The organism is Pseudoalteromonas sp. GutCa3, from assembly GCF_002836155.1.
Taxonomy (GTDB): domain Bacteria; phylum Pseudomonadota; class Gammaproteobacteria; order Enterobacterales; family Alteromonadaceae; genus Pseudoalteromonas; species Pseudoalteromonas arctica.
In genome coordinates this window covers 68,206-88,370 of sequence record NZ_PJBK01000032.1, presented here as the reverse complement: position 1 = coordinate 88,370, position 20,165 = coordinate 68,206, and the positions used below count along the sequence as shown (strand labels likewise).

Below are 20,165 nucleotides of genomic sequence, written 5' to 3'. Positions count from 1 at the left end.
TGAAGAGTGCCTTTTTTGAAACCATGTAAAATGAATACTATTTAATAAATGTGCCCCGGATTGGATAGTCGTTTTCTCTTGAAAACTTAATCCCACCTAGCAGTTGCTCTAAATCAGGACGAACAAACGGGCTGTTTGATATATCGACCATTTGAAGCTGATTTTTTTCATTAAGCACATAAATTCCTGGTTCAGCAAATGGATGATCAGTTTCTGCACCACTGCGAGGCTCGCTAATATGTAGCCCTAAATCAGTCATTTGTTCGATTGTTAAACCATAGTAAATTGGGAAGTTAATATCTATTTTTTCAAGATGTTTATTAAGCTGCTCATGGCTATCACCACTTACTGCAACCACTTCAACTCCAGCCTCTTTAAAGTCTTTATGAACTTTAGCAAGCTCGTTGAGTTGCGCAGTACATTTAGGGCAGTGCTGGCCTCGATAAACAACAATCATTTTCCACGGAGAGTCACTTATTCTGTCAACTAAATCTACCTTTTTCTCATCAACATCACTCACTACTAGTGATGGCATAATATCCGCAGGTTTTAAACTAGTGTTACTCATTGCGATCTCCTTTTACTATTTCAGATTAAAAATTAATTTTGCTCTTACACATAGAGTTTAGGGTAACTTTTATTAATTCAACCTAAAATTGCAATTAAAATCTATTAAAGCTTTAAGACCATCCCTTTATTTTTCTATAAATGGTAGATGCACTTACCCCTAAATAAGCAGCAGCAAGAGGAATGTTGTCTTCGCAGCTTTTGATTGCGTTTTCAATAGCCCTTTTTTCAACTTGCCATAATGGTTCTATATCGTGAACCGACATAGGAGATAATTGAACACTCTGATCGTTTGTATTGTGAATTGACTTAGTTGAGCTTGAGTGTTTTACAGCGCCTAGACCAAATGAATTTGGTAGCATATCTCTTTCTATTACATCGCCATCATTAATAACGACTGTATTTTCAATTACATTTTGCAGTTCGCGTATATTTCCTGGCCAATCGTAATTACAAAAAAGCGCCTTAACTTCATCAGAAAAGCCAATAAAATGTTTAGCGTTGCTATCGCTTTTTTGTTTTAAAATATACTCAGCGAGCAGCAAAATATCGTTTCCGCGCTCCCTTAAAGGCGGGAGCTTTACGGGGATAACATTTAAACGATAATATAAATCTTCTCTAAAGCGCCCCTCTGCTACCTCTATTATTGGATTTCTGTTGGTTGCACATACCAAGCGGACATCGCTGTGTAATACTTCGCTGCTACCAACCTTGCTAAATATGCCAGTTTGTAAAAAGCGCAATAACTTAGCTTGTAAGTTAAGCTCCATTTCACATAGTTCATCTAGAAATAACGTACCGCCGTTGGCCACTTCAACTGCGCCTTTACGATCGCTTAAAGCGCCACTAAATGCCCCTTTAACATGCCCAAAAAATTCTGATTCAAATAACTCAGCAGGGATCGCAGCACAGTTTATAGCAATAAAAGGGCCTTGGCTGCGAGGGCTCGAATCATGAAGGGTTTGTGCGCATACTTCTTTACCGGTTCCACTTTCACCTGTAATAAATACGCATGCTTTGCTTCTAGCTGCGCTATCTAGCAATCTAAAAACGGTTTTCATTGCGAGAGATTCACCAACAAAATCTTGGCTTTTATCACTGCTTTGAACCAAAGGTTGTACTTTAGCTTGCTCTTTGGGTGTTAACGCACTTTCTACTGAGCTAATAAGTCGCTGACTTGTGAAGGGTTTTTCTAAAAAATCGAAGCCACCTAAACGCATAGCTTCCACTGCAATATCAATAGAACTATTTGAGGTGATCATGACTACATTAGCAGGATTTTTTTGTTTATTTACAAATTGTAAAACTTCAAGCCCACTTATATCAGGCAAGCATACATCTTGTACTATCACCGCAGGCATTTTTTCTTTAATACCGACCAAAGCAGAATATCCATCTGCGAAATGCTTACATTCAAAACCTACTTGCTCTAGCTGACTGGCGTACAAAGCACCACTTGCGATGCTATCTTCAACGATATAAACAAGGCCTTTACCCATTATATCTGACACGGCTTTCTCCTAGATAGCTATACTCTTACTCATTATTTGATATGCATCTCGGGTTTTATCCAAGTTATGCTTAATAACAAGCGCTGCATGCAAATTTTCTTCTGTGGTTGGTGGTGGTGAATCGTGTAACTGTGTTGCCAATGCAGCTAAAGGAGCGGCTCCATATAAGGCAGCCGAGTTTTTCAAAACATGCATTATTTCTCTAATTTTTATAATATCTGCATTATTAATTGCCGTATCTAATTGGTTAGCCATAGTAACTAATTCATCGATAAATAAGTTTACTAATCGAGCTAAAACGCTTATTCCAACATCCTTTTCAAGTTGAATTAAAACATTTAGCTCCGTAATACTTTTATCGATAAACTGCTCTGATATAGGCATAGATAACCTTTGTGTAAGTTAAAGCTTCGTACACTAATAAAATATAAGAATTGTAGTTTAAGAGTAATTTGTTTTTTGCATTTTGCAAATCAAAATGAATATAAACAATTACAGAGCCCAGGTATCAATACTTTTTGTTAATGTTTGCGGCTTATCGAGCAAGTACCCCTGAGCAATATCACAACCAAGTTGTTCTAATATTTGTAATTGCTCATTCTCTTCAATGCCTTCTGCTACAGTTTGTAAGCCCAATCGTTGAGCCATCGCAATAATTGCGCTACATAACGTAAAGTCTTCGTTATTAGTTGCAATACCACTTACAAAACTGCGATCAATTTTTAAACCATCGATATCAAATTGACGAAGTAGACCTAAAGACGCGTACCCAGTGCCAAAATCATCAATCCACACCTTTACGCCTTCTTTATGGAAGTTTTCAAACGCCTTAGCTATTTTATCAGGACTATGAATGAGCGCTGTTTCCGTTAATTCAACTTTAATGGCTTGTGGTGGTATTTGGTGCTTTTCTAGCAAAGCCATTACTTTTGAAAACACATCACCATCTAAAATTTGTACCGGTGAAATATTTAAAGAAACAGCAATATCTGTCATACCAAAATGTCGCATCTGTTTTAAATCAGACAAACATTGCTCAAAAATCCAGTCACCTAATTCTAAAATCATTCCCGATTGCTCTACATGCGGGATAAACTCATCAGGGCCTACAATACCAAAGCGCGGTGATTGGCACCTTACTAGCGACTCAAAGCCGACCAACTTTCCCGTTCCTAATGATACAAGCGGTTGATAAACCATTTTAAAATAATTATTTTGCATTGAATCAGACATGATTCTTTCTAACTCATGCCATCTTGCGAGATTGACTGGGCTTTCCGATTCTAGGTATTTAAACGCACTCATGATTTTGCTCCGTTTTTCACTCTTAGTGACTTATTATAATGAGTAGCAATTTACAGGCCATTTTAAATGTGGAAAAATAGAAATAAAAACCAATGGATTCAGACGGTTAAATTGGAAGGTTAAAAGATTTTAGTTCTCCCACTTTATTCGCATTTTGCAATTCAGTTTGCTATGCACCTAAATTGGCAAATGAGCGCTTAATCGAGCCTATAAAGCACAGATAAGCCAGTTAATAGCTGCTACTAAAGCTAGTGTTAGCAATTGTAGGTGAGAAAAGAGAAAGCTTTGATAAAACCCTGTTTAGGTTAAGCACAATCTAAATTTAAAAGCATATAGCTAATTTTATAGGGAGGGATAGAAAGTTAAAACGGTGGTAGGAACATAAAAAAACGCAGGCAACTATAAATAGTTACCTGCGCAAAAGTCTCTAGTTTGAAAGAGTGTCGTTATTTTCGTTTTTAGGAGCAGTTACATGTTGTGCATAGTTAGTATTTTGCGAGTCAAATGTATTACTCATCAACTGTGCGTTTTCAACATCAGCTTGTGTAAAAGTAATTGGCTGTATATCTGCCAACGGTTCAATCGAATCGCTACCTCGTAAAACTGTAATACCTATTATTAAAGTGGCAACAAGCAAAATAGACAAAACCATGATTTCAGGTGTAAGTACCCAATTGTTACCTTTAGGCTGTTGTTTAGCTTTTGTGTTTGTTTGCATTTTGCACCCCTTAAAATTTAACTAAATTGTCTTGATTTGATATTTAATATGTTGCGAAAGCCGTGCCAACTAAACAAAAACAAACGAAAGATAAAATAAATAACAAAATCAAAGCATTAAAAAAATTAAAAATGTAATTTAGAATCCAAAAATAATTCGTAACGTTGTATTTTTATTTTGAATTGCAATTTGCGAATCAAATTGAAAAACTATAATAAAAACACTCATTAAATACTAAAAAATAAATTTAACTTACTCCTAAAATACTAGGTTAATTTCTTCGTTTATCAAGTTTTATGCAACACAAACCCACTTTTTATATTGCTCTTCAATTGCTCAGCTCAGCTTTTCCCACACTTGCGCTAAACGAGTAAGCTTTAGATGCTTAGATTCAATAGCCTGCTTTGGTGCATATTTATCAAGCAATAAATAAAGTGTTTCACTTACAATTGGTTTAGCTAAATAATCATTCATCCCCACTTCAATAAATCGCTCTTTATCACCATGAATTGCATTTGCTGTGAGCGCTATTATAGGGGTGACTATACCTAACTTTCTGATTGCTTTAGTTGCAGAGATCCCATCTAGTATTGGCATCTGGATATCCATAAAAATAATATCAAGTTTATTGTTTTTAGCCTTGGTTATTGCCTCCTGCCCATCGCTAGCAACATATACCCGACAACCTTTTTGCTCTAAAAACTGTCTTATTACTATTTGATTATTAGTATTATCTTCAGCAATCAATACATTGGTCCCATTCAACTGAGTTAACCCTGAAGAGCTTTCTAAGGCTTCTATTTGTTCACGATTAGTAAATATAATATCTAAATGAAATAACTGCTCTTCCAATAAACTAATTGCTCGCGGTACATGCGATACTTTAAAAGGGCCATTTAACCTAAGCTCTCTGTCGTTAAGATTTTGCGGTAATAAGCTTTCACCTAGTAAGTCTAAGATAAGTAAACATGGTGAATTAAGGGAGTTATATGTATTTATACACTCGCGTGTTTGGGCTAGCATTGGAGGATCAGTTAATACAATTGCATCAGGAAAACTATCATACTCAGGGATATCTGGGCATATTTCATAGTGCTCAAAAGCGATAGAAAACCGAGTGAGTGTGTGCTCCAACGCGGTTTTTAAAATTTGGTTATGTCCTACAATCCATACTCTTGGCTTTTTACTTCGTGCTGCAAACCCCTCTCGCAATATTGAGTCGGTTGTGTCTATTTGTAACGGGTAATTAACGATAAACTCACTCCCTTTATTGAGCTCAGAGTTAACCGAAATATCTCCCCCTACTACATCACAAATTTGCTTACATATAGCAAGGCCTAAGCCACTACCACCATGTTTTCGGGTAATTGAATTATCTGATTGAATAAAAGGCATAAACATACTTTCTATTTTATTTTTTGCGATTCCCATTCCAGTGTCTTTTACTGATAAATGAAGATTTAAATTATTGGCTCCAATGTAAGTACATCTAACGGTCACCGTTATTACGCCTTGCTGAGTAAACTTAATCGCATTGGCTAATAAATTAATGGCTATTTGCCTTATACGTGCATGATCACCAATTACTTGAGCGGGGACATCTGGATAAAAATCAAAAACAACCTCAAGCCCTTTTTGCAAAGCGCTTTGGGAAATTATATCTATTGCTTCTTCAATACACGTATCAATACTAAATGGCTGATTATCGAGTGTTATAGCTTGTGCTTCAAAACGCGAATACGTTAATACATCATCCAATACACTCAGTAATGCATCAGAGCTTGTTTTAATCATTTGTGTGTAACGCATTTGCTCAGAAGTTAAACCGGTATGATGCAAAATATCTGCAGAGCTAATAACGGCATTTAATGGCGTGCGAATTTCATGGCTAATATTTGCCATAAATCGGCTTTTAGACTCAGCTAATGTTTCTGCCTGATGTTTAGCTTCAAGCAATATTTGCTCGCTTTCAATACGTTCTTGTATATCAACAAGTGTTGCGGCAATAGATAACAAATCGCTTTCGTAGCCACCCACAATGGGAGTAAGTGTCATTTCAACCCAATTATTTATCCCTTGTGCATTAATCAAACGTATATCAAAGCGACGTATATCACGCTTACCATGTTTATAATCAAGCAAAGTGCTACTAATTTTTTCTACATCTTCTTTTGCTATAAACTTAATTATAGGTAAGCCAAGGCTCTCATCTACATTGCTGTGTAAGACGCGTTGCCATGCTTGATTTATAAATAATAGGTTGCCAAATGTATCAAGGCGTAAAACAATATCAGGAATATTATCTACGACAGAGTGATAGTTATATTCTATCTCTGCCATTGCTTGTTCAGCTTTAACTCGCTGCGTAATATTAGTTTCTATAGCGATAAAATGCTTTACTTTACCTTCATCATCTCGCACTGGATTTGCATCAATAGCAACCCAATAAACGTTACCATTTTTATCGTAATTTGTGGTTTCAACTTGAAAAGGAAGCCCATTTTTTACAGCGTGAGACATAACCTTACGGCTTTTTTCACATGTTTTTGGCCCTTGCAGTAATTGACCAGGGCTAGTGCCTATAACCTCATCACAGGTGTAACCTGTAAGTACTTCAAAACTATTGTTAACCCACTCAATTACGCCAAATTTATCTGTAATTATTACTAAGTTATTTGTATGGCTCGCAACAAGCGATAAGCGTTTTACATATTTTTGTTGTTGTGTGAGCAATAATTGAGAATCTTTATGACGTTGAATGTCATAGAACGAGCCTATAAAGCCGCTTTTTTCATCATAAACTAACCTTAACTCAAACCAGTTCATGAGCCCGATGCTGCTTTTAATTTGTATTTCTACACTGGGAGCCTGCTTCCCTTCTAGTAAACAACAGCTGTATGCGACAAAATGCATAATATCATCGCAATTCATTAACTTAGTAATATTGGAGCCAATTAATGAATCGGTTGAGTAACCTAACTTCTTCTCCCAAGCTTCATTAATATAAGTAAAATTCAAATGTTTATCACACTCAAAAATACACTCATCTAAAATAGCTAATAGCTTTGCTTGACGTCGATTACTATTGGAAAGTTTTTCAACTAGTGCATATTGGATTTGAACTTGTAGCTCATCATTATTATTCATGATCTCTCCAATACTTTATAAAAGTATTACTCTGACAAACTCGTGCATAAAGAAGGGAAACCTTTTCACGGTAGAATGCTTGTTCAAAAGAAGTGCGTCTCGGTGTGCAGTCACTTAAAATAGTGGCATTAGAACCACGTGCAACAGCAGTGCGCGCAGTTGAATCAATACAGATAGAAGACACAGTACCCGCTAAAATTATATTAGTGGCCCCATGTTTTTTGATGTTTTCGGCTAAACCTATATGTGTAAAAGCATTTAAACTTCTTTTCCCAAATACCACCTCTATAATATTACTAAAAAGGTCTAGCTGCTTAATGGTTTGAGCACCGTACGAACCTGCTTTAAATGCCCCCACCGCAATGACTTTTAATATACCAATCGGATTTTTAAGCTCGCTATAGTTTTGCGTAAAGTGAATGGGTGTATTAATAACTAAAGCAAATTGCTCTGCGCAGAAGGTCAATAAATAGAGTGTATTTTCCCCCACGCCAGTAATTCTTGATGACTCTTCAACCTCGTCATACAAAATGCCTTTTGGCAAAAAGTAATTGTTTTGAAAACCAATTAAAATAGGTGCTGTCTTAGAGAAATCATCCATAACTCTCTCCTTATTAATCAATTTAAGAGGCTAACTGCCAAGGTTTAATAAATTTCTCAAGTACCGCTTTTGTCACTGGCTTCTGTAAATAGTGAGTAATTCCTTTATCAAACAACTCAGCTATTTGCTCATCGCCTGTTAACCCCGTTAAAATAACTTTAGGAGTATTGTTATTAGGTGTATTTTGCCTAACTAATTGCTGCGCCACATCGCTACCAAACATTCCTGGCATACGCTCATCTAAAAGTAGCAAGTCAAATGGTTCATTTTGAGCAAGTGTTAATGCACTGGCACCATTTTCTGCACACGTTACTAAGCAGCCCAGCATTTCAAGCATTACTTTTGTAGCAATTTGGCTCGGTAAGCTGTCGTCTGCTACTAATACCGATAAACGTGTTTGTATGTGAAATGTTGTTAAAATAGTAATTAAGTCGGTATCAAAAAATGGCCAGCCTAATATTTTTTTAGATAGTTTATGAGCTTGGCTCAGCTCGTAAATGTCGTTAATAGAGCACAACTTTATGTGTGTATTTAAGCTGTCACTATTTAATTTATCAATTAATGCGTTACCACTAAGATGGCGTAAATCCTCTAGCTGTGCAGACTCTCTAAGCGTGCTATTAAATAATTTAAAATTTAAACCAAAACGATCGTGAGTATTAGCTGACATTTTTAAACAGCTTTTGAGTAACGCTTCGCAATCAGTTAAAACGTCTACATTTTGTCTAACATCAAGCGCTAAACTAACAGACTCTTTAGTTGCTAAGAGCCCGTGAAAATCCAACGTGTTTACTTGTTCAGAATCATCAATCTGATAGTGAATACTAACTCCCTGAATATTTGCTTCGAGCGTCAATAAAAAGCACTGCTTTACTGCTGCTAGCGCCGGAGTAAGAAACGCCTCGCATTGTGCAATCATTTGCTCTGGCGGAATTTGCAAACAAACGTAGTTACATTGCAACTTGTTGATTAAGGTAATAGAGAATTTTTGACTTTGGGTTTCACAATATTTACCTATTACCCCTTGGATAATTTCTAAAACGTGACTATTAATATTCATAAAGCATTCTCGTTAACCCAATGTATAGCTCTACATCATCAAGTTATGTGCCATAAATTAATTCTTGTAAACATACTTGCATTCATAGACTTAAGTATTAGACAAACAGGGCTCTGGTTTTTCATTCGCATTTTGCAAATCATATTGCTATGCATAATATGATTTATGCTTTTATTAGAATGGTGCAATCGATTTTTTTCTCTTTAAATAATTTTCCATTCATTTAAACTGATATTAATCAAATTGAGGAGAAAGCTATGTTAACCGTAATTTTTGGCCGTGAAGGCTGTCCATTTTGTGTTCGTGCGAAAGATGTTGCTGAGCAATTATCAAATGAACGTGATGACTTTAAATTTCGTTACATCGACATAATTAAAGAAGGCATTAGTAAAGCCGACCTTGAAAAGTCAGCGGGTAAGCCTTGCCCTACTGTTCCACAAATTTTTGTAGACCAAAATCACATTGGTGGATTTACAGAATTTGAAGCTTATGCAAAAGAAAACCTAGGCTTGTATAAATAAGCTTTGTATTAAATATGTTAACCAGTTTAATAAACCCTATATTGAGCTGGTTAAATTTCGACCAACATCAAACACATACAAATTAGTTTCAATTTATACAAGCATTTGCCTCGCGAATCCTATATAATGCGCGCCTCTTTAAATTCGTTGAGGCGTATTAATGTCAGAACCAGTCACGTTTGAATCTCTAAATCTTTCTCCTGCAATTTTGAAGGCAGTTGAAGAGTTGGGTTACAAGACACCATCTGAAATCCAAGCTCAATGTATACCGTTATTGCTAGAAAGAAAGGACGTACTGGGACTAGCTCAAACGGGTACAGGTAAAACCGCAGCATTTGCACTGCCATTACTAAATAATATTGACCCGTCTGTGAAACAGCCACAGATCCTTGTACTCACACCAACACGTGAGCTTGCGATCCAAGTTGCTGAGGCATTCGAACAATATGCTAAACATGTGCGTGGTATTGAAGTATTGGCACTATATGGTGGCCAAAGCTACAGTATCCAATTAAGCGCACTTCGTCGTGGCGCTCAGGTTATTGTTGCAACTCCAGGTCGTTTAATCGATCACATTAACCGTGGCACTATCAAGTTTGATGCTCTACAAGCACTTGTACTTGATGAAGCCGATGAAATGTTACGTATGGGCTTTATCGATGATGTAGAAAGCATCATGGAAAAAACACCGCGCGAAAAGCAAACATGTCTTTTCTCTGCGACTATGCCTAAGCAAATTCAAAACATCAGCAGCAAGTATATGAACAATCCTGAACAGGTTCATATTTCTGCGCGTAACTCTACAGTATCATCTGTTGAGCAAGTGTTTTGGAATGCAAGCGTACATAAAAATAAAGCTATTGTTCGCTTCTTAGAAGCTGAACAGTATGAAGGTGCTATTGTTTTCGTACGTACGCGTAACGATACAGTACAACTTGCTGAGTTATTAGAGCGCGAAGGTTTCTCTGCTGCTCCACTTAATGGTGATATGAACCAGCAAGCACGTGAACGCACTGTAGAACGCTTAAAAAGCGGCATGCTAAATGTTGTTATTGCAACAGACGTTGCTGCTCGTGGTCTAGATGTTGACCGCTTAAGCTTAGTTATCAACTACGATATACCACAAGATTCTGAAGCCTACGTTCACCGTATCGGCCGTACAGGTCGTGCTGGTCGTACTGGTAAAGCAATTTTATTCGTAAAACATAACGAACGTTATTTACTTAAAAATATCATTCGTCATACGAAGTCTGAAATTGCACAAGTTGAATTACCAACTGCAAAAATCGTTGAAGAAAAACGTATTGAAGCGTTACAAGCAAAATTAACTATTGCGCTTGAAAACAAAGATATTACATTCTTTAACGAGATAGCTACTAACATGGCTGAAAAACTTGAACTTCCTCTTGAAAGCTTAGCGGGTGCGTTACTGTGTTTAGCACAGCAACAGTCTCCAATTAAAGTTGAAGAAGTTAAGATTCAACCTCGTGAACGTAACGAGCGTAACGATCGCAACCCACGTAGTAACGACCGCAATGATCGCGGTGGTGACCGTGGACGTCGTAACGAACGTGGCGGCGAACGTGGTGGTGAACGCGCTGAGCGTAAACCTCGCGAACGTAACAGCCGTGATGCAGGCCCTATGGATACTTACCGTATCGAAGTAGGTCGTGAACACGGTGTTCAGGTTAAGAACATTGTTGGCGCTATCGCTAACGAAGCTGACATCTCAAGCAAGTTTATTGGTGATATTCGTTTACACGACAATCACAGTACGGTTCAATTACCGCAAAACATGCCTAAAGATGTACTTGATCATTTCCAAAAAGTGTTTATTTGTAAACGTCCTATGGGCTTAACAATTACACAAGATCAAGGCCCTGCTGAGCCACGTGCAGAACGCTCTGAGCGTCCAGCTGGTGACAAAAAGCGCACCTTTAGTAAAGATAAAGACGATAGCCAACGCGGTGATAAGCGTACTGGCCCTCGTAAAGAACGTCGCCCAGTAAGCTTCACAGCTAAATAAGCAACGACTCTTTAATAAAAAAACCTTGCCACGAAAGTGACAAGGTTTTTTTTTTTTTAAGCTGCTGCCACAGTGAATACAAAGTAAACCTTCGCGTCAATTCAATAGCAGCTTGAGATAGTTTTTTTAGCCTGAGTTCGGGTTACTTAATTCCTAAAAATATATTCCTCTGATTTTTAAAATAACAAAAATTCTGTAAACTAAACAAAGGCTATAGTTCACGGATGAATTAAAAATTGAAAAAGATTTACGACAACTTGCTCTTTGTAGCAATAATACTCTCCATTTTATTATGCATCACTATTCCTATTTTAATGGACTTTACAGATCCACCATTCATCTCAAATGAGCTATACGACGTTGTTTTCTTTATAGCCGTCCCTATTATCTGTTGCGCACTATTTATCTATTTAAATATACTTATATTCAATAAATACAAACGCTGCAGTAAATATAGAGAATCACTTAAATACAATTTTTCAGATACAAAAATGAAATTGGCATCCATTTTCATGTACCCATTATCCCCTTTATTAATCTATGGAATACTCTATATTTTTATCTCTGATCCCATTAAATTATGGGCTTACTACACGCAAGGCGGCTATTGGTATAAGGAATATATACTGACCGATGTACAAAAATGTGGCACCGAGTATGAAGATAGTTGTACTCATTTATACTTCAAAGACCCTAAAACGAATAAAATTCATGATTTTAGGTGGTACGACGCTAAGTCTACAATAATAAACAACAAAAACGATTATGTGTATATTGTTGGTGAGGCCAACTTATTTGGCTATATAGTGAGAGATTTAGAAAAGTAACTTAGACTTACTTTTACATTACAGGACTTTTATTTAAAAACCTCACTCAAGTGAGTGAGGTTCATAAATCAAGGTTTAGGTTAAGGCAAAGCTGGGTAAACGTAGCTAGCATCAAGCCCTAGTGGAATACCAAGTGCCCAGTAACCTAATAAAAAGATACTCCAGCCAATCATAAAGGCGATTGAGTACGGTAGCATAATAGCAATTAAAGTACCTATACCGGTGCCTTTCACATACTTTTGACAGTACACCACCACTAATGGGAAATAAGGCATTAACGGTGTAATAATATTAGAACTTGAGTCACCTACACGATAAGCGGCTTGAGTTAAGTCTGGTGAAATGCCAAGTTGCATTAACATCGGTACAAAAATAGGGCCAAGTAATGCCCATTTTGCTGAACTTGAACCTACAAACAAGTTAACAAAGCCAGTTAAAAAGATAATGCCCACAACCGTTACTGCACTTGGCAATTCCATCGCCTTTAATAACTGCGCACCTTCGATTGCGAGTAATGCACCTAAATTTGATTTACTAAATGCAGCAATAAATAGCGAACAAAAAAACGCCATAACGATATAATATGCCATGCCGCTCATCGCTTTACTCATTGCATCAATCATATCTTTTGAAGTTTTAAAGGTACCTACCGTAAAACCATATACTGTGCCAGGTAGCCAAAAAAGTAAAAATATTAGTGGTACAATTGATTGCATTAAAGGAGAGCTAAAATTAGTAAGGGATCCGTCACTACTGCGCATTGCAGAATCGTCTGGAGCAGAGACAAATGCTAATAACGCAAGTCCTGCAATCATCACGGTACTGGCTATATAAAAGGCACGTTTTTCATCACTACGTGCATCTTCAAATACAGGTAAATCCTCTTTAGCACCATCAACTGCTGTTTTTTGTAAACGTGGTTCAATAATTTTATCGGTAATGTACCAGCCTAATGCCACAATAAATAAGCTAGATGCTGAAGCAAATGCCCAGTTATTTAACGGGTTAATTGTTATTGCAGGATTAATTATTTGCGCCGCACTTTGGGTAAAGCTTTGTAGTAATGGATCAATCCCTGATGGAATAAAGTTAGCCCCAAAACCACCACTGACTCCTGCAAATGCAGCTGCAATACCCGCAAGCGGATGGCGTCCTGCAGCATAAAATATAACACCGGCAAGTGGAATAACTAATACATAACCTGCGTCAGTAGCGGTATGGCTCACAATAGCCACTAAAATGATTGAAGGCGTTAATAGCTTTTTAGGAGTAACTTTAAGCATTAACTTAAGACCGGTATTAATAAAGCCCGAATGCTCTGCAACACCTACACCTAACATAGCTACTAAAACGACACCTAAGGGAGCAAAGCCAGTAAAGGTTTTTACCATAGAGGATAAAAAAGTAGCGAGCGAATCACTTGCCAGCATATTATTAATAATAATCGCTTCACCGGTACGTGGGTCTATTGCATCAAAGCTTACACCTGAAAACCACCACGACAAAAACCAAATTAATAACATTGCAAACAGAAATATTACGGCTGGATCTGGAAGCTTATTGCCAACCCGCTCAACAAAATTTAAAAAACGCGCAACAACCCCTGAAGGTAAAGCGTCTTGATTATTATTCATTTTTATTGTTCCTAAAATTTATTTTTAGTAACAATATCGCATAAAAACAAAACAGTAAATTAACATAAAAATCTGCTTTAAAAGTTTTGGACACAAAAAAACACGATAGTGATAAACAAATCGTGTTTTTTGTATCACTTACTTTTAAGCGAGGGCTTTAACTTCTTCCCACAAGCGTGCAACTAATGTCTTGTCTTCTTCGTTAAGCTCGCCGTTGCGATATGCTTTAACTAAGCTTTGCTCTACAGTTTCGTTTAGTTCATCTATACTGATTGTCAGCTTTTCTACTTCGGCATAACCAACTGCAAGATCAAAATGACCTCGTAAATAGCCGCCTGCAAATAACTCATCGTCAGTTGCTTTTATTACTAAATCATCGAAGTACTGCTGGGCTGCATCGATATAGTTCACTAAACTCATTTATTAATCTCCTGGTTTTGTAAAGCACCTGTATTTTCAAGGTTTTGGTGCCCTACTGCATACATAATATGGTCGTTAAATCCGGTGGTTACTTTAATATAACCCGTTAATTCATCATCTAATTCGCCATCGCCTGTATCACAAATAAGGGGGCGACCATTAAGCGCTTGTAGTTTTGTTTTAGTTGCTACTACAATAATATTTTCTTTGCCAATTGCGCGTATAAGCGCAGGGCTCAATTGCTGGTTACCACGGCCAAATATATGCCCTTGCCCGCCAATGAGCGTAATGACTAACTTAGTACTTTGATCATGTGTAAGCTCAAGTAATTGCTTCGCCGTTAAATCTTGAGCAACTAAGGTTTGATCTTTTATTAAATCAACGCCAAGCAACGTATTCTCAAGTCCCATTTCTTCCATTATGGCTTCAACGGTTGAGCCGCTACCCATAATATAAAATGTATCTTCATCCATTTGCGATACAACATGCGCAGCAATATCAGCTAGTACTAATTCGTCGGTTTCTTTACCGCCATTTTTAACAGCTTGCATATAACGTACTTCGCTGGGTGTTTGCATTTCACCGTAGCGCTTTGCTTTTACTGTGCCTTGTCTAAAGGCATCTTCATCTATATCCATTACATCTGCATCAGCTAAGGTAACTAACTCCCCCTTAACCAGCATTTCGACTACGCGCCCTGCAGCTTTTGGTGTAATGGCGTATACACCAGAATGAATTTTACAGCCTGCAGGAATACCAAGTACCGGAACGGTATCCTCTATTGCATGGCAAATATTACGCGCTGTACCATCGCCTCCAGCAAATAAAACTAAATCAACACCAAAGTCTTTAAGTACTTTTGCTGCTTGTTCTGTGTCATCTGAGGTTGTTACTACTTCAGAGTTGTATACAACCTCTACATTAAAGCCCAAGGCTTTTGCTGTTTGCTCACCCATGTCACCGTTAACGGTGTAAATGATTAAGCGTTCTTTATAAGGCAATAGCACTTCAAGCGCTGCTTTTGTGCGGCTATTTGCTTTTGGTTCTGCACCTAATTCGATTGCTTTAGCGGCTGTGTGTGCGCCATCACTACCTTTTAAAGCAACTGTGCCGCCTAAACCCGCTACTGGGTTTACAATTAAACCTAATTTAAACGCCATTACAAAGCTCCTTCGGATGTTGCCAATTAAATTGCTGCGCTGTTAATGGCCACTGTGTATTATAAAAATCAGAGAGTGCTTTTAAAAGTGACTCTGTACGAGAGTTAAAGCCATTTTCGATTAACGATAATACGCGCACATGTACTCGCTGCTGAAAATCAAACCGACATGTTTGCTCGCCGTTTAAGTTATCCACCGACACATTAAAATTAAACCCTGCTGCGGTGCTTAATAACCACTCTATAGCCTGAGGCTTTACTTCTACGTTTTCAAACTCAGCTTGTTTTTGTTTGTCGCGCCCGTCTGGGCAGTACCAATAGCCGTAATCTTCTAATAACCGACGAGCATCACCGGTCACCAGCCAGTGTGCTATTTCATGTAATGCACTGGCATAAAAACCATGCGCAAATACAACTTGGTGATATGGCACCTGCTCTGTTGCTGGTAAATACACAGGTTCAAAATCGCCTTTTATCAGACATGTATTATGACTTTGATAAAAAGTGCGTTCAAAAATTGAAATTAGATCAGCTATTTGATGCATAAAATTAGGCTAATTTTTCTCGGTTGCAGCGCTATTTTGCGCAGTAAAAACGAGACGAATTGTACGGGCTTTTACAACTAAAGTAAAAATAAGGCGTGATAGTAAAATATAAGCGGACTAATCTTTCACTTTATTGATATTTTTAATAATACCTAAACAGTAAAGAGTATTGGCAAGTTCTTTACGCTGTGTTTTTTCACCTGAGGTTTTATTGGCTAAGCTAGTTAACATATCGTACCGTTTACGTAGAGTTAGTATATATCTGGCATGTCTACGGCATTCAAAGCAATGAGTACAGTGTGAATCGACCCAAAATCTTAATGTTTCAAACCAATATTGCTGCTCTTGAGCAAAAAAAATAAATGCCTTAGAGCAAGTCCCGCACTTCTCTTCAATATCAACATAAAGTGCCCGAGGATAAATGGCATAGTTTTGCTTTTTTATATCAGCCAATATTACCGTATTAGGGAAGTATTTAAGGCTCGAGTAACGCCAGTGCGCATTCTCTATCGCCTCTATTGTCACTGGGGTATTGGTAGTTATTGGTGTTGCCATACCTTGGGTGATTTAGATACATGAGCTGCCTAGTTTAAACTTATGATTTTAAGGCATAGAACATGCCATATGAAAAACAATAATTATACAGGCGTTCCTGCTTCATCACACTCTACAATATCGGTTTCGGTTAATGCCTGAGTGATCCATGCTTGCAATACGGGGCAACGCATAACAAAGTCACAATATTGTTGCGCCTCTGGCGATAACGTAATTTGATACGTTTTTAAACGCAATACAATAGGTACGTACATAGCATCAGCAATACTAAAATCACCAAAAAACCACTCATTTGGAAACACATCTTGTTGCTGTGCAAATATCTCGTCTATACGGGCTATGTCTTTTAATGCTTCGCTCGATAGGTCTACTTTACGGGTAGCTCTTATATTCATTGGCATTTCGCTGCGCAGCGCCATAAAGCCTGAATGCATTTCAGCGCTTAGCGCACGCGCTTTAGCTCTTTGGGTAATATATTTTGGCCATGCAGCGCCTGATAAGTAAGCATCGTTAATATATTCACAAATTGCTAGTGAATCCCATACCTGTAAATCGCCATCAATTAACGCTGGAACTTTTTGCACAGCAAAGGTCTTTTTTAGTTCATTGTAAAAATCAGGGGTGTCGAGTACCAGCTGGGTTTCACTAAACTCAACATCAAATTTACTCATTAAATACCATGCGCGTAATGACCAGCTGGAGTAGTTTTTATTACCGATGAATAATTGCATATTGTAAATACCAAAGTGAATAGACGCTCCTACCTTACTAGGTGATTAAACAACCAACAACATTTTGTTTAAAGTCTCTTTGCTAACGGTTACTTAAAGCTATTAATTACTCACTCAACTGCTTGTTTAAATGCTTGTTTAAATGCTTTTTTAATAGTTGTGTATTACGCGTGTTAGCTTTAAAAAAGGCATCAAAAATATCACCAAAAAATGGCACTAAACCGCCCACAAAGTCTATGAGCATATTGATAATCATCTTAGTCTTTATACGTTTACTCACACCTAAACGCTGCGCTTCTATCAGCACATAGCTTGATAAAATTAGCCCTGCGGCATCACCTATAACGGGAATTAAACCAATCACAGCCTCTAGGCCTATATTAAATTTAGTAAAAGGAATACCAATGCTGCTATCCGTTAACTTACTGAAACGTTCTAAGCGGGCTATTGCAGCTTGGGCTTTTATTTGTGAGTGTTCATTAATATTATCGTTCATGATTACTACCCTCCTTCTTGCAGTATATAGGGCTTACTTGAACAACTCCTGAAAGGCTCTTAACTAAATTACAGACATAAAAAAACGCGGTAATCCGCGTTTTTATAATTATAAACACTTACACTGAGCCGTTAATTGGCCCGTGTTCGTGATTTACATGCGGATTTTGTCCGCGTTGACGCAGTAAGTGATCCATTAAGGTAATAGCCATCATTGCCTCAGCAATAGGAATTGCACGAATGCCCACACACGGATCGTGACGACCTTTAGTGATCATCTCTACCGCTTCGTTACTTGTATTAATACTGTTACCTGGGATGGTAATGCTCGACGTTGGTTTTAGCGCAATAGAAGCAATAATATCTTGCCCTGTCGAAATCCCCGCAAGTACGCCACCTGCATGATTTGATGTAAAACCCTCAGGGGTTAGCTCGTCGCGATGCTCTGAGCCTTTTTGCTCAACTACATCAAAGCCATCACCAATTTCAACGCCTTTAACAGCGTTAATACTCATTAATGAATGTGCAAGTTCGGCGTCAAGACGGTCAAATACTGGCTCTCCAAGACCAACAGGTACATTGCTTGCCACTACTTTTACTTTAGCGCCAACTGAGTCACCTTGCTTTTTAAGGTCACGCATATATTCGTCAAGCGCTTCAAGCTTACTTGCATCAGGGAAGAAGAATAAGTTATTTTCCACTTCATCCCAGTCAAACGTTTCCGCCTTAATAGGGCCAAGCTGACTTAAACATGCTTTAACTTCAATACCATGAAATTGCTTTAAGTATTTTTTAGCAATAGCACCTGCCGCTACGCGTATCGCGGTTTCGCGTGCAGATGAACGACCGCCACCGCGATAATCGCGCAAGCCGTACTTATGCCAATACGTGTAATCGCCATGACCTGGGCGAAATACATCTTTAATTTTGCCGTAATCTTGCGAGCGTTGATCGGTGTTTTCAATCAATAAACCAATGCTGGTACCTGTGGTTTTACCTTCAAAAACGCCTGCTAATATTTTTATTTGATCGCTTTCACGGCGCTGCGTTGTATAACGGCTTTGGCCTGGTTTTCGGCGATCTAAATCAATTTGTAAGTCGGCCTCTGTGATTTCAAGACCAGCGGGAGTACCATCAACAACGCCGCCTAATGCAACGCCGTGGCTCTCACCAAAGGTGGACACTTTAAATAACTGCCCAATGCTATTACCTGCCATTAACTTTCCTCATTCCTAATGACTACCAATAGCCAAGCACAGGGCTTGGCTATTCATTTTTTTACTTATTTTGCAAAATACTCGTCTAGCTGCTTTTTGCTAATTACAAATACACCTAAGCCGCCTTGTTCAAATTCAATCCACTCAAACGGCGCGCCCGGATACAGTGCATCCATATGTACCATAGAGTTACCAACTTCTACAAATAACAAACCGTTATCAGTTAGATGTTCACTCGCTTCGCTCAATATAGTACGGGTTACATCTAAACCATCGTGGCCTGATGCAAGCCCAAGCTCTGGCTCATGATGAAATTCGCGTGGTAAGTCAGCCATATCTTCTGCATCAACATACGGTGGGTTTGCTACTATTAGGTCGTATTTTTGACCTGGTACACCGCTAAATACATCAGACTGAATCGGTAACACGCGATCACTCAACATGTAATCGTTAATGTTAATATCTGTCACTTCAAGCGCTTCATACGATATATCTACCGCATCAACTTGTGCCTGCTCAAAAGCTTGCGCAAGTGCAATTGCGATACAACCCGAACCCGTACATAAATCTAATATACGGTTTACCGATTGTGGCTCTTCAAGCCAGGGTGTAAAGCGGTTGCTGATAAGCTCAGCAAACGGTGAGCGAGGTATAAGTACACGTTCATCCACATAAAATGGCATACCCGCAAACCATGCAATGTTTGTTAAGTAAGGTACTGGTGTGCAGTCGTTAATACGTTCTGCAATAAGACCCGCAAGTCGGTTTTTTTCTGTGCTTGTTAAACGCGCGTGCATTAATTCTTTTGGCGCATCAACAGGCAAGCTAAGCGCAGGCAGTAATAAGCTTACAGCTTCATCCCATGCGTTATCTGTACCGTGTCCAAAAAATATACTACTACTTGCAAATTGGCTTGTAGTCCAACGTAACCAGTCATGTAAAGTTGACAGTTCTGCAACGGCTTCTTCGAGTGTTGCTTCTTCTATTTGTAAATCGCTCATATATTTTTACCTGTATTAGCTTACTGACTGTTTTGAGTCTTTAAGACGATTGCATTGCCTATCTGCGCTGGGCAAATTACAATTGCCCCTCATTTAAGTATTGTACCGCCTTTTGCGCTGCGTTT

The 20,165-nt window shown here is 38.2% G+C and carries 20 protein-coding genes; 3 read left to right on the top strand and 17 right to left on the bottom strand.

What is annotated here, in order from left to right:
* Nucleotides 1-37 precede the first annotated feature (37 nt).
* The 8 genes from CXF64_RS06705 to CXF64_RS06670 all read right to left on the bottom strand — a co-directional run bounded on the left by CXF64_RS06705 (nt 38) and on the right by CXF64_RS06670 (nt 8,909).
* Nucleotides 38-568 (bottom strand): peroxiredoxin-like family protein, encoded by a 531-nt coding sequence (locus CXF64_RS06705; RefSeq protein WP_007585494.1) that lies wholly within the window; start codon nt 566-568, stop codon nt 38-40.
* 112 nt (nt 569-680) lie between these two features.
* Nucleotides 681-2,078 carry a sigma-54-dependent transcriptional regulator gene (locus tag CXF64_RS06700; RefSeq protein ID WP_007585492.1) on the bottom strand — a complete coding sequence of 466 codons (1,398 nt, stop codon included), beginning with the start codon at nt 2,076-2,078 and terminating at the stop codon, nt 681-683.
* 9 nt (nt 2,079-2,087) lie between these two features.
* Complete coding sequence (locus CXF64_RS06695) at nt 2,088-2,462, bottom strand: Hpt domain-containing protein (protein ID WP_101216632.1); 375 nt, start codon at nt 2,460-2,462, stop codon at nt 2,088-2,090.
* A 108-nt stretch (nt 2,463-2,570) separates the two neighbouring features.
* A complete protein-coding gene (locus CXF64_RS06690) occupies nt 2,571-3,383 on the bottom strand; it encodes a putative bifunctional diguanylate cyclase/phosphodiesterase (RefSeq protein ID WP_231388455.1) in 813 nt (270 codons plus the stop codon).
* 427 nt (nt 3,384-3,810) lie between these two features.
* Complete coding sequence (locus CXF64_RS06685; protein WP_024591629.1) at nt 3,811-4,101, bottom strand: hypothetical protein; 291 nt, start codon at nt 4,099-4,101, stop codon at nt 3,811-3,813.
* A 336-nt stretch (nt 4,102-4,437) separates the two neighbouring features.
* On the bottom strand, nt 4,438-7,248 hold the full coding sequence (locus CXF64_RS06680; RefSeq protein ID WP_101216631.1) for a PAS domain-containing hybrid sensor histidine kinase/response regulator: 2,811 nt from the start codon (nt 7,246-7,248) through the stop codon (nt 4,438-4,440).
* Nucleotides 7,241-7,849, bottom strand: coding sequence for an isochorismatase family cysteine hydrolase (locus CXF64_RS06675; protein ID WP_101216630.1), 609 nt, complete (start codon nt 7,847-7,849; stop codon nt 7,241-7,243). Before CXF64_RS06675 ends, CXF64_RS06680 begins: the two co-directional genes overlap by 8 nt.
* A gap of 22 nt (nt 7,850-7,871) precedes the next feature.
* On the bottom strand, nt 7,872-8,909 hold the full coding sequence (locus CXF64_RS06670; RefSeq protein WP_101216629.1) for a response regulator: 1,038 nt from the start codon (nt 8,907-8,909) through the stop codon (nt 7,872-7,874).
* A 257-nt stretch (nt 8,910-9,166) separates the two neighbouring features.
* Between CXF64_RS06670 and CXF64_RS06665 the strand changes: the two genes are divergently transcribed.
* From CXF64_RS06665 to CXF64_RS20940, 3 genes are all read left to right on the top strand, one after another.
* Nucleotides 9,167-9,430, top strand: a complete 264-nt coding sequence (locus tag CXF64_RS06665) for a GrxA family glutaredoxin (RefSeq protein ID WP_007585470.1) — start codon at nt 9,167-9,169, stop codon at nt 9,428-9,430.
* 160 nt (nt 9,431-9,590) lie between these two features.
* Entirely contained in the window at nt 9,591-11,456 is a 1,866-nt protein-coding gene (locus CXF64_RS06660; RefSeq protein WP_007585469.1) for a DEAD/DEAH box helicase, read from the top strand.
* Nucleotides 11,457-11,968: 512 nt separating this feature from the next.
* The gene (locus tag CXF64_RS20940) at nt 11,969-12,283 is read left to right on the top strand and encodes a hypothetical protein (RefSeq protein WP_232783792.1); all 315 of its coding nucleotides are present in this window, start codon (nt 11,969-11,971) and stop codon (nt 12,281-12,283) included.
* 80 nt (nt 12,284-12,363) lie between these two features.
* On the opposite strand, the gene CXF64_RS06650 is transcribed toward CXF64_RS20940, so the two are convergent.
* The 9 genes from CXF64_RS06650 to prmB form a co-directional block, all read right to left on the bottom strand.
* Nucleotides 12,364-13,917: an AbgT family transporter gene (locus CXF64_RS06650; protein WP_101216627.1), complete on the bottom strand. Its 1,554-nt coding sequence runs from the start codon at nt 13,915-13,917 to the stop codon at nt 12,364-12,366.
* A 144-nt stretch (nt 13,918-14,061) separates the two neighbouring features.
* The gene (locus tag CXF64_RS06645; protein WP_002962183.1) at nt 14,062-14,337 is read right to left on the bottom strand and encodes a YfcL family protein; all 276 of its coding nucleotides are present in this window, start codon (nt 14,335-14,337) and stop codon (nt 14,062-14,064) included.
* Nucleotides 14,334-15,497 (bottom strand): ATP-NAD kinase family protein, encoded by a 1,164-nt coding sequence (locus CXF64_RS06640; protein ID WP_101216626.1) that lies wholly within the window; start codon nt 15,495-15,497, stop codon nt 14,334-14,336. Before CXF64_RS06640 ends, CXF64_RS06645 begins: the two co-directional genes overlap by 4 nt.
* A complete protein-coding gene (locus CXF64_RS06635; RefSeq protein ID WP_101216625.1) occupies nt 15,487-16,041 on the bottom strand; it encodes an elongation factor P hydroxylase in 555 nt (184 codons plus the stop codon). The genes CXF64_RS06640 and CXF64_RS06635 overlap by 11 nt, the downstream gene beginning before the upstream one ends.
* 117 nt (nt 16,042-16,158) lie before the next feature.
* A complete protein-coding gene (locus CXF64_RS06630) occupies nt 16,159-16,596 on the bottom strand; it encodes a zinc-ribbon domain containing protein (RefSeq protein WP_232783791.1) in 438 nt (145 codons plus the stop codon).
* 83 nt (nt 16,597-16,679) lie between these two features.
* Nucleotides 16,680-17,327 (bottom strand): glutathione S-transferase family protein, encoded by a 648-nt coding sequence (locus CXF64_RS06625; protein ID WP_039489255.1) that lies wholly within the window; start codon nt 17,325-17,327, stop codon nt 16,680-16,682.
* A gap of 106 nt (nt 17,328-17,433) precedes the next feature.
* On the bottom strand, nt 17,434-17,823 hold the full coding sequence (locus CXF64_RS06620) for a DUF4112 domain-containing protein (protein WP_101216624.1): 390 nt from the start codon (nt 17,821-17,823) through the stop codon (nt 17,434-17,436).
* A gap of 118 nt (nt 17,824-17,941) precedes the next feature.
* Nucleotides 17,942-19,039 carry a chorismate synthase gene (gene aroC, locus CXF64_RS06615; protein WP_008138551.1) on the bottom strand — a complete coding sequence of 366 codons (1,098 nt, stop codon included), beginning with the start codon at nt 19,037-19,039 and terminating at the stop codon, nt 17,942-17,944.
* Between the two features lie 65 nt (nt 19,040-19,104).
* A complete protein-coding gene (gene prmB / locus CXF64_RS06610; protein WP_007377743.1) occupies nt 19,105-20,040 on the bottom strand; it encodes a 50S ribosomal protein L3 N(5)-glutamine methyltransferase in 936 nt (311 codons plus the stop codon).
* Nucleotides 20,041-20,165: the final 125 nt, after the last annotated feature.

Bases quoted from the DNA above. Each gene is read 5' to 3' on its own strand.
- CXF64_RS06685 (WP_024591629.1), bottom strand. From the start codon at position 4,101: ATGCAAACAAACACAAAAGCTAAACAACAGCCTAAAGGTAACAATTGG.
- CXF64_RS06695 (WP_101216632.1), bottom strand. From the start codon at position 2,462: ATGCCTATATCAGAGCAGTTTATCGATAAAAGTATTACGGAGCTAAAT.
- CXF64_RS06660 (WP_007585469.1), top strand. From the start codon at position 9,591: ATGTCAGAACCAGTCACGTTTGAATCTCTAAATCTTTCTCCTGCAATT.
- CXF64_RS06645 (WP_002962183.1), bottom strand. From the start codon at position 14,337: ATGAGTTTAGTGAACTATATCGATGCAGCCCAGCAGTACTTCGATGAT.
- prmB (WP_007377743.1), bottom strand. From the start codon at position 20,040: ATGAGCGATTTACAAATAGAAGAAGCAACACTCGAAGAAGCCGTTGCA.
- CXF64_RS06705 (WP_007585494.1), bottom strand. From the start codon at position 568: ATGAGTAACACTAGTTTAAAACCTGCGGATATTATGCCATCACTAGTA.
- CXF64_RS06665 (WP_007585470.1), top strand. From the start codon at position 9,167: ATGTTAACCGTAATTTTTGGCCGTGAAGGCTGTCCATTTTGTGTTCGT.
- CXF64_RS06625 (WP_039489255.1), bottom strand. From the start codon at position 17,327: ATGCAATTATTCATCGGTAATAAAAACTACTCCAGCTGGTCATTACGC.
- CXF64_RS06675 (WP_101216630.1), bottom strand. From the start codon at position 7,849: ATGGATGATTTCTCTAAGACAGCACCTATTTTAATTGGTTTTCAAAAC.
- aroC (WP_008138551.1), bottom strand. From the start codon at position 19,039: ATGGCAGGTAATAGCATTGGGCAGTTATTTAAAGTGTCCACCTTTGGT.
- CXF64_RS06630 (WP_232783791.1), bottom strand. From the start codon at position 16,596: ATGGCAACACCAATAACTACCAATACCCCAGTGACAATAGAGGCGATA.
- CXF64_RS06670 (WP_101216629.1), bottom strand. From the start codon at position 8,909: ATGAATATTAATAGTCACGTTTTAGAAATTATCCAAGGGGTAATAGGT.
- CXF64_RS06650 (WP_101216627.1), bottom strand. From the start codon at position 13,917: ATGAATAATAATCAAGACGCTTTACCTTCAGGGGTTGTTGCGCGTTTT.
- CXF64_RS06620 (WP_101216624.1), bottom strand. From the start codon at position 17,823: ATGAACGATAATATTAATGAACACTCACAAATAAAAGCCCAAGCTGCA.
- CXF64_RS06680 (WP_101216631.1), bottom strand. From the start codon at position 7,248: ATGAATAATAATGATGAGCTACAAGTTCAAATCCAATATGCACTAGTT.
- CXF64_RS06635 (WP_101216625.1), bottom strand. From the start codon at position 16,041: ATGCATCAAATAGCTGATCTAATTTCAATTTTTGAACGCACTTTTTAT.
- CXF64_RS20940 (WP_232783792.1), top strand. From the start codon at position 11,969: ATGTACCCATTATCCCCTTTATTAATCTATGGAATACTCTATATTTTT.
- CXF64_RS06640 (WP_101216626.1), bottom strand. From the start codon at position 15,497: ATGGCGTTTAAATTAGGTTTAATTGTAAACCCAGTAGCGGGTTTAGGC.
- CXF64_RS06690 (WP_231388455.1), bottom strand. From the start codon at position 3,383: ATGAGTGCGTTTAAATACCTAGAATCGGAAAGCCCAGTCAATCTCGCA.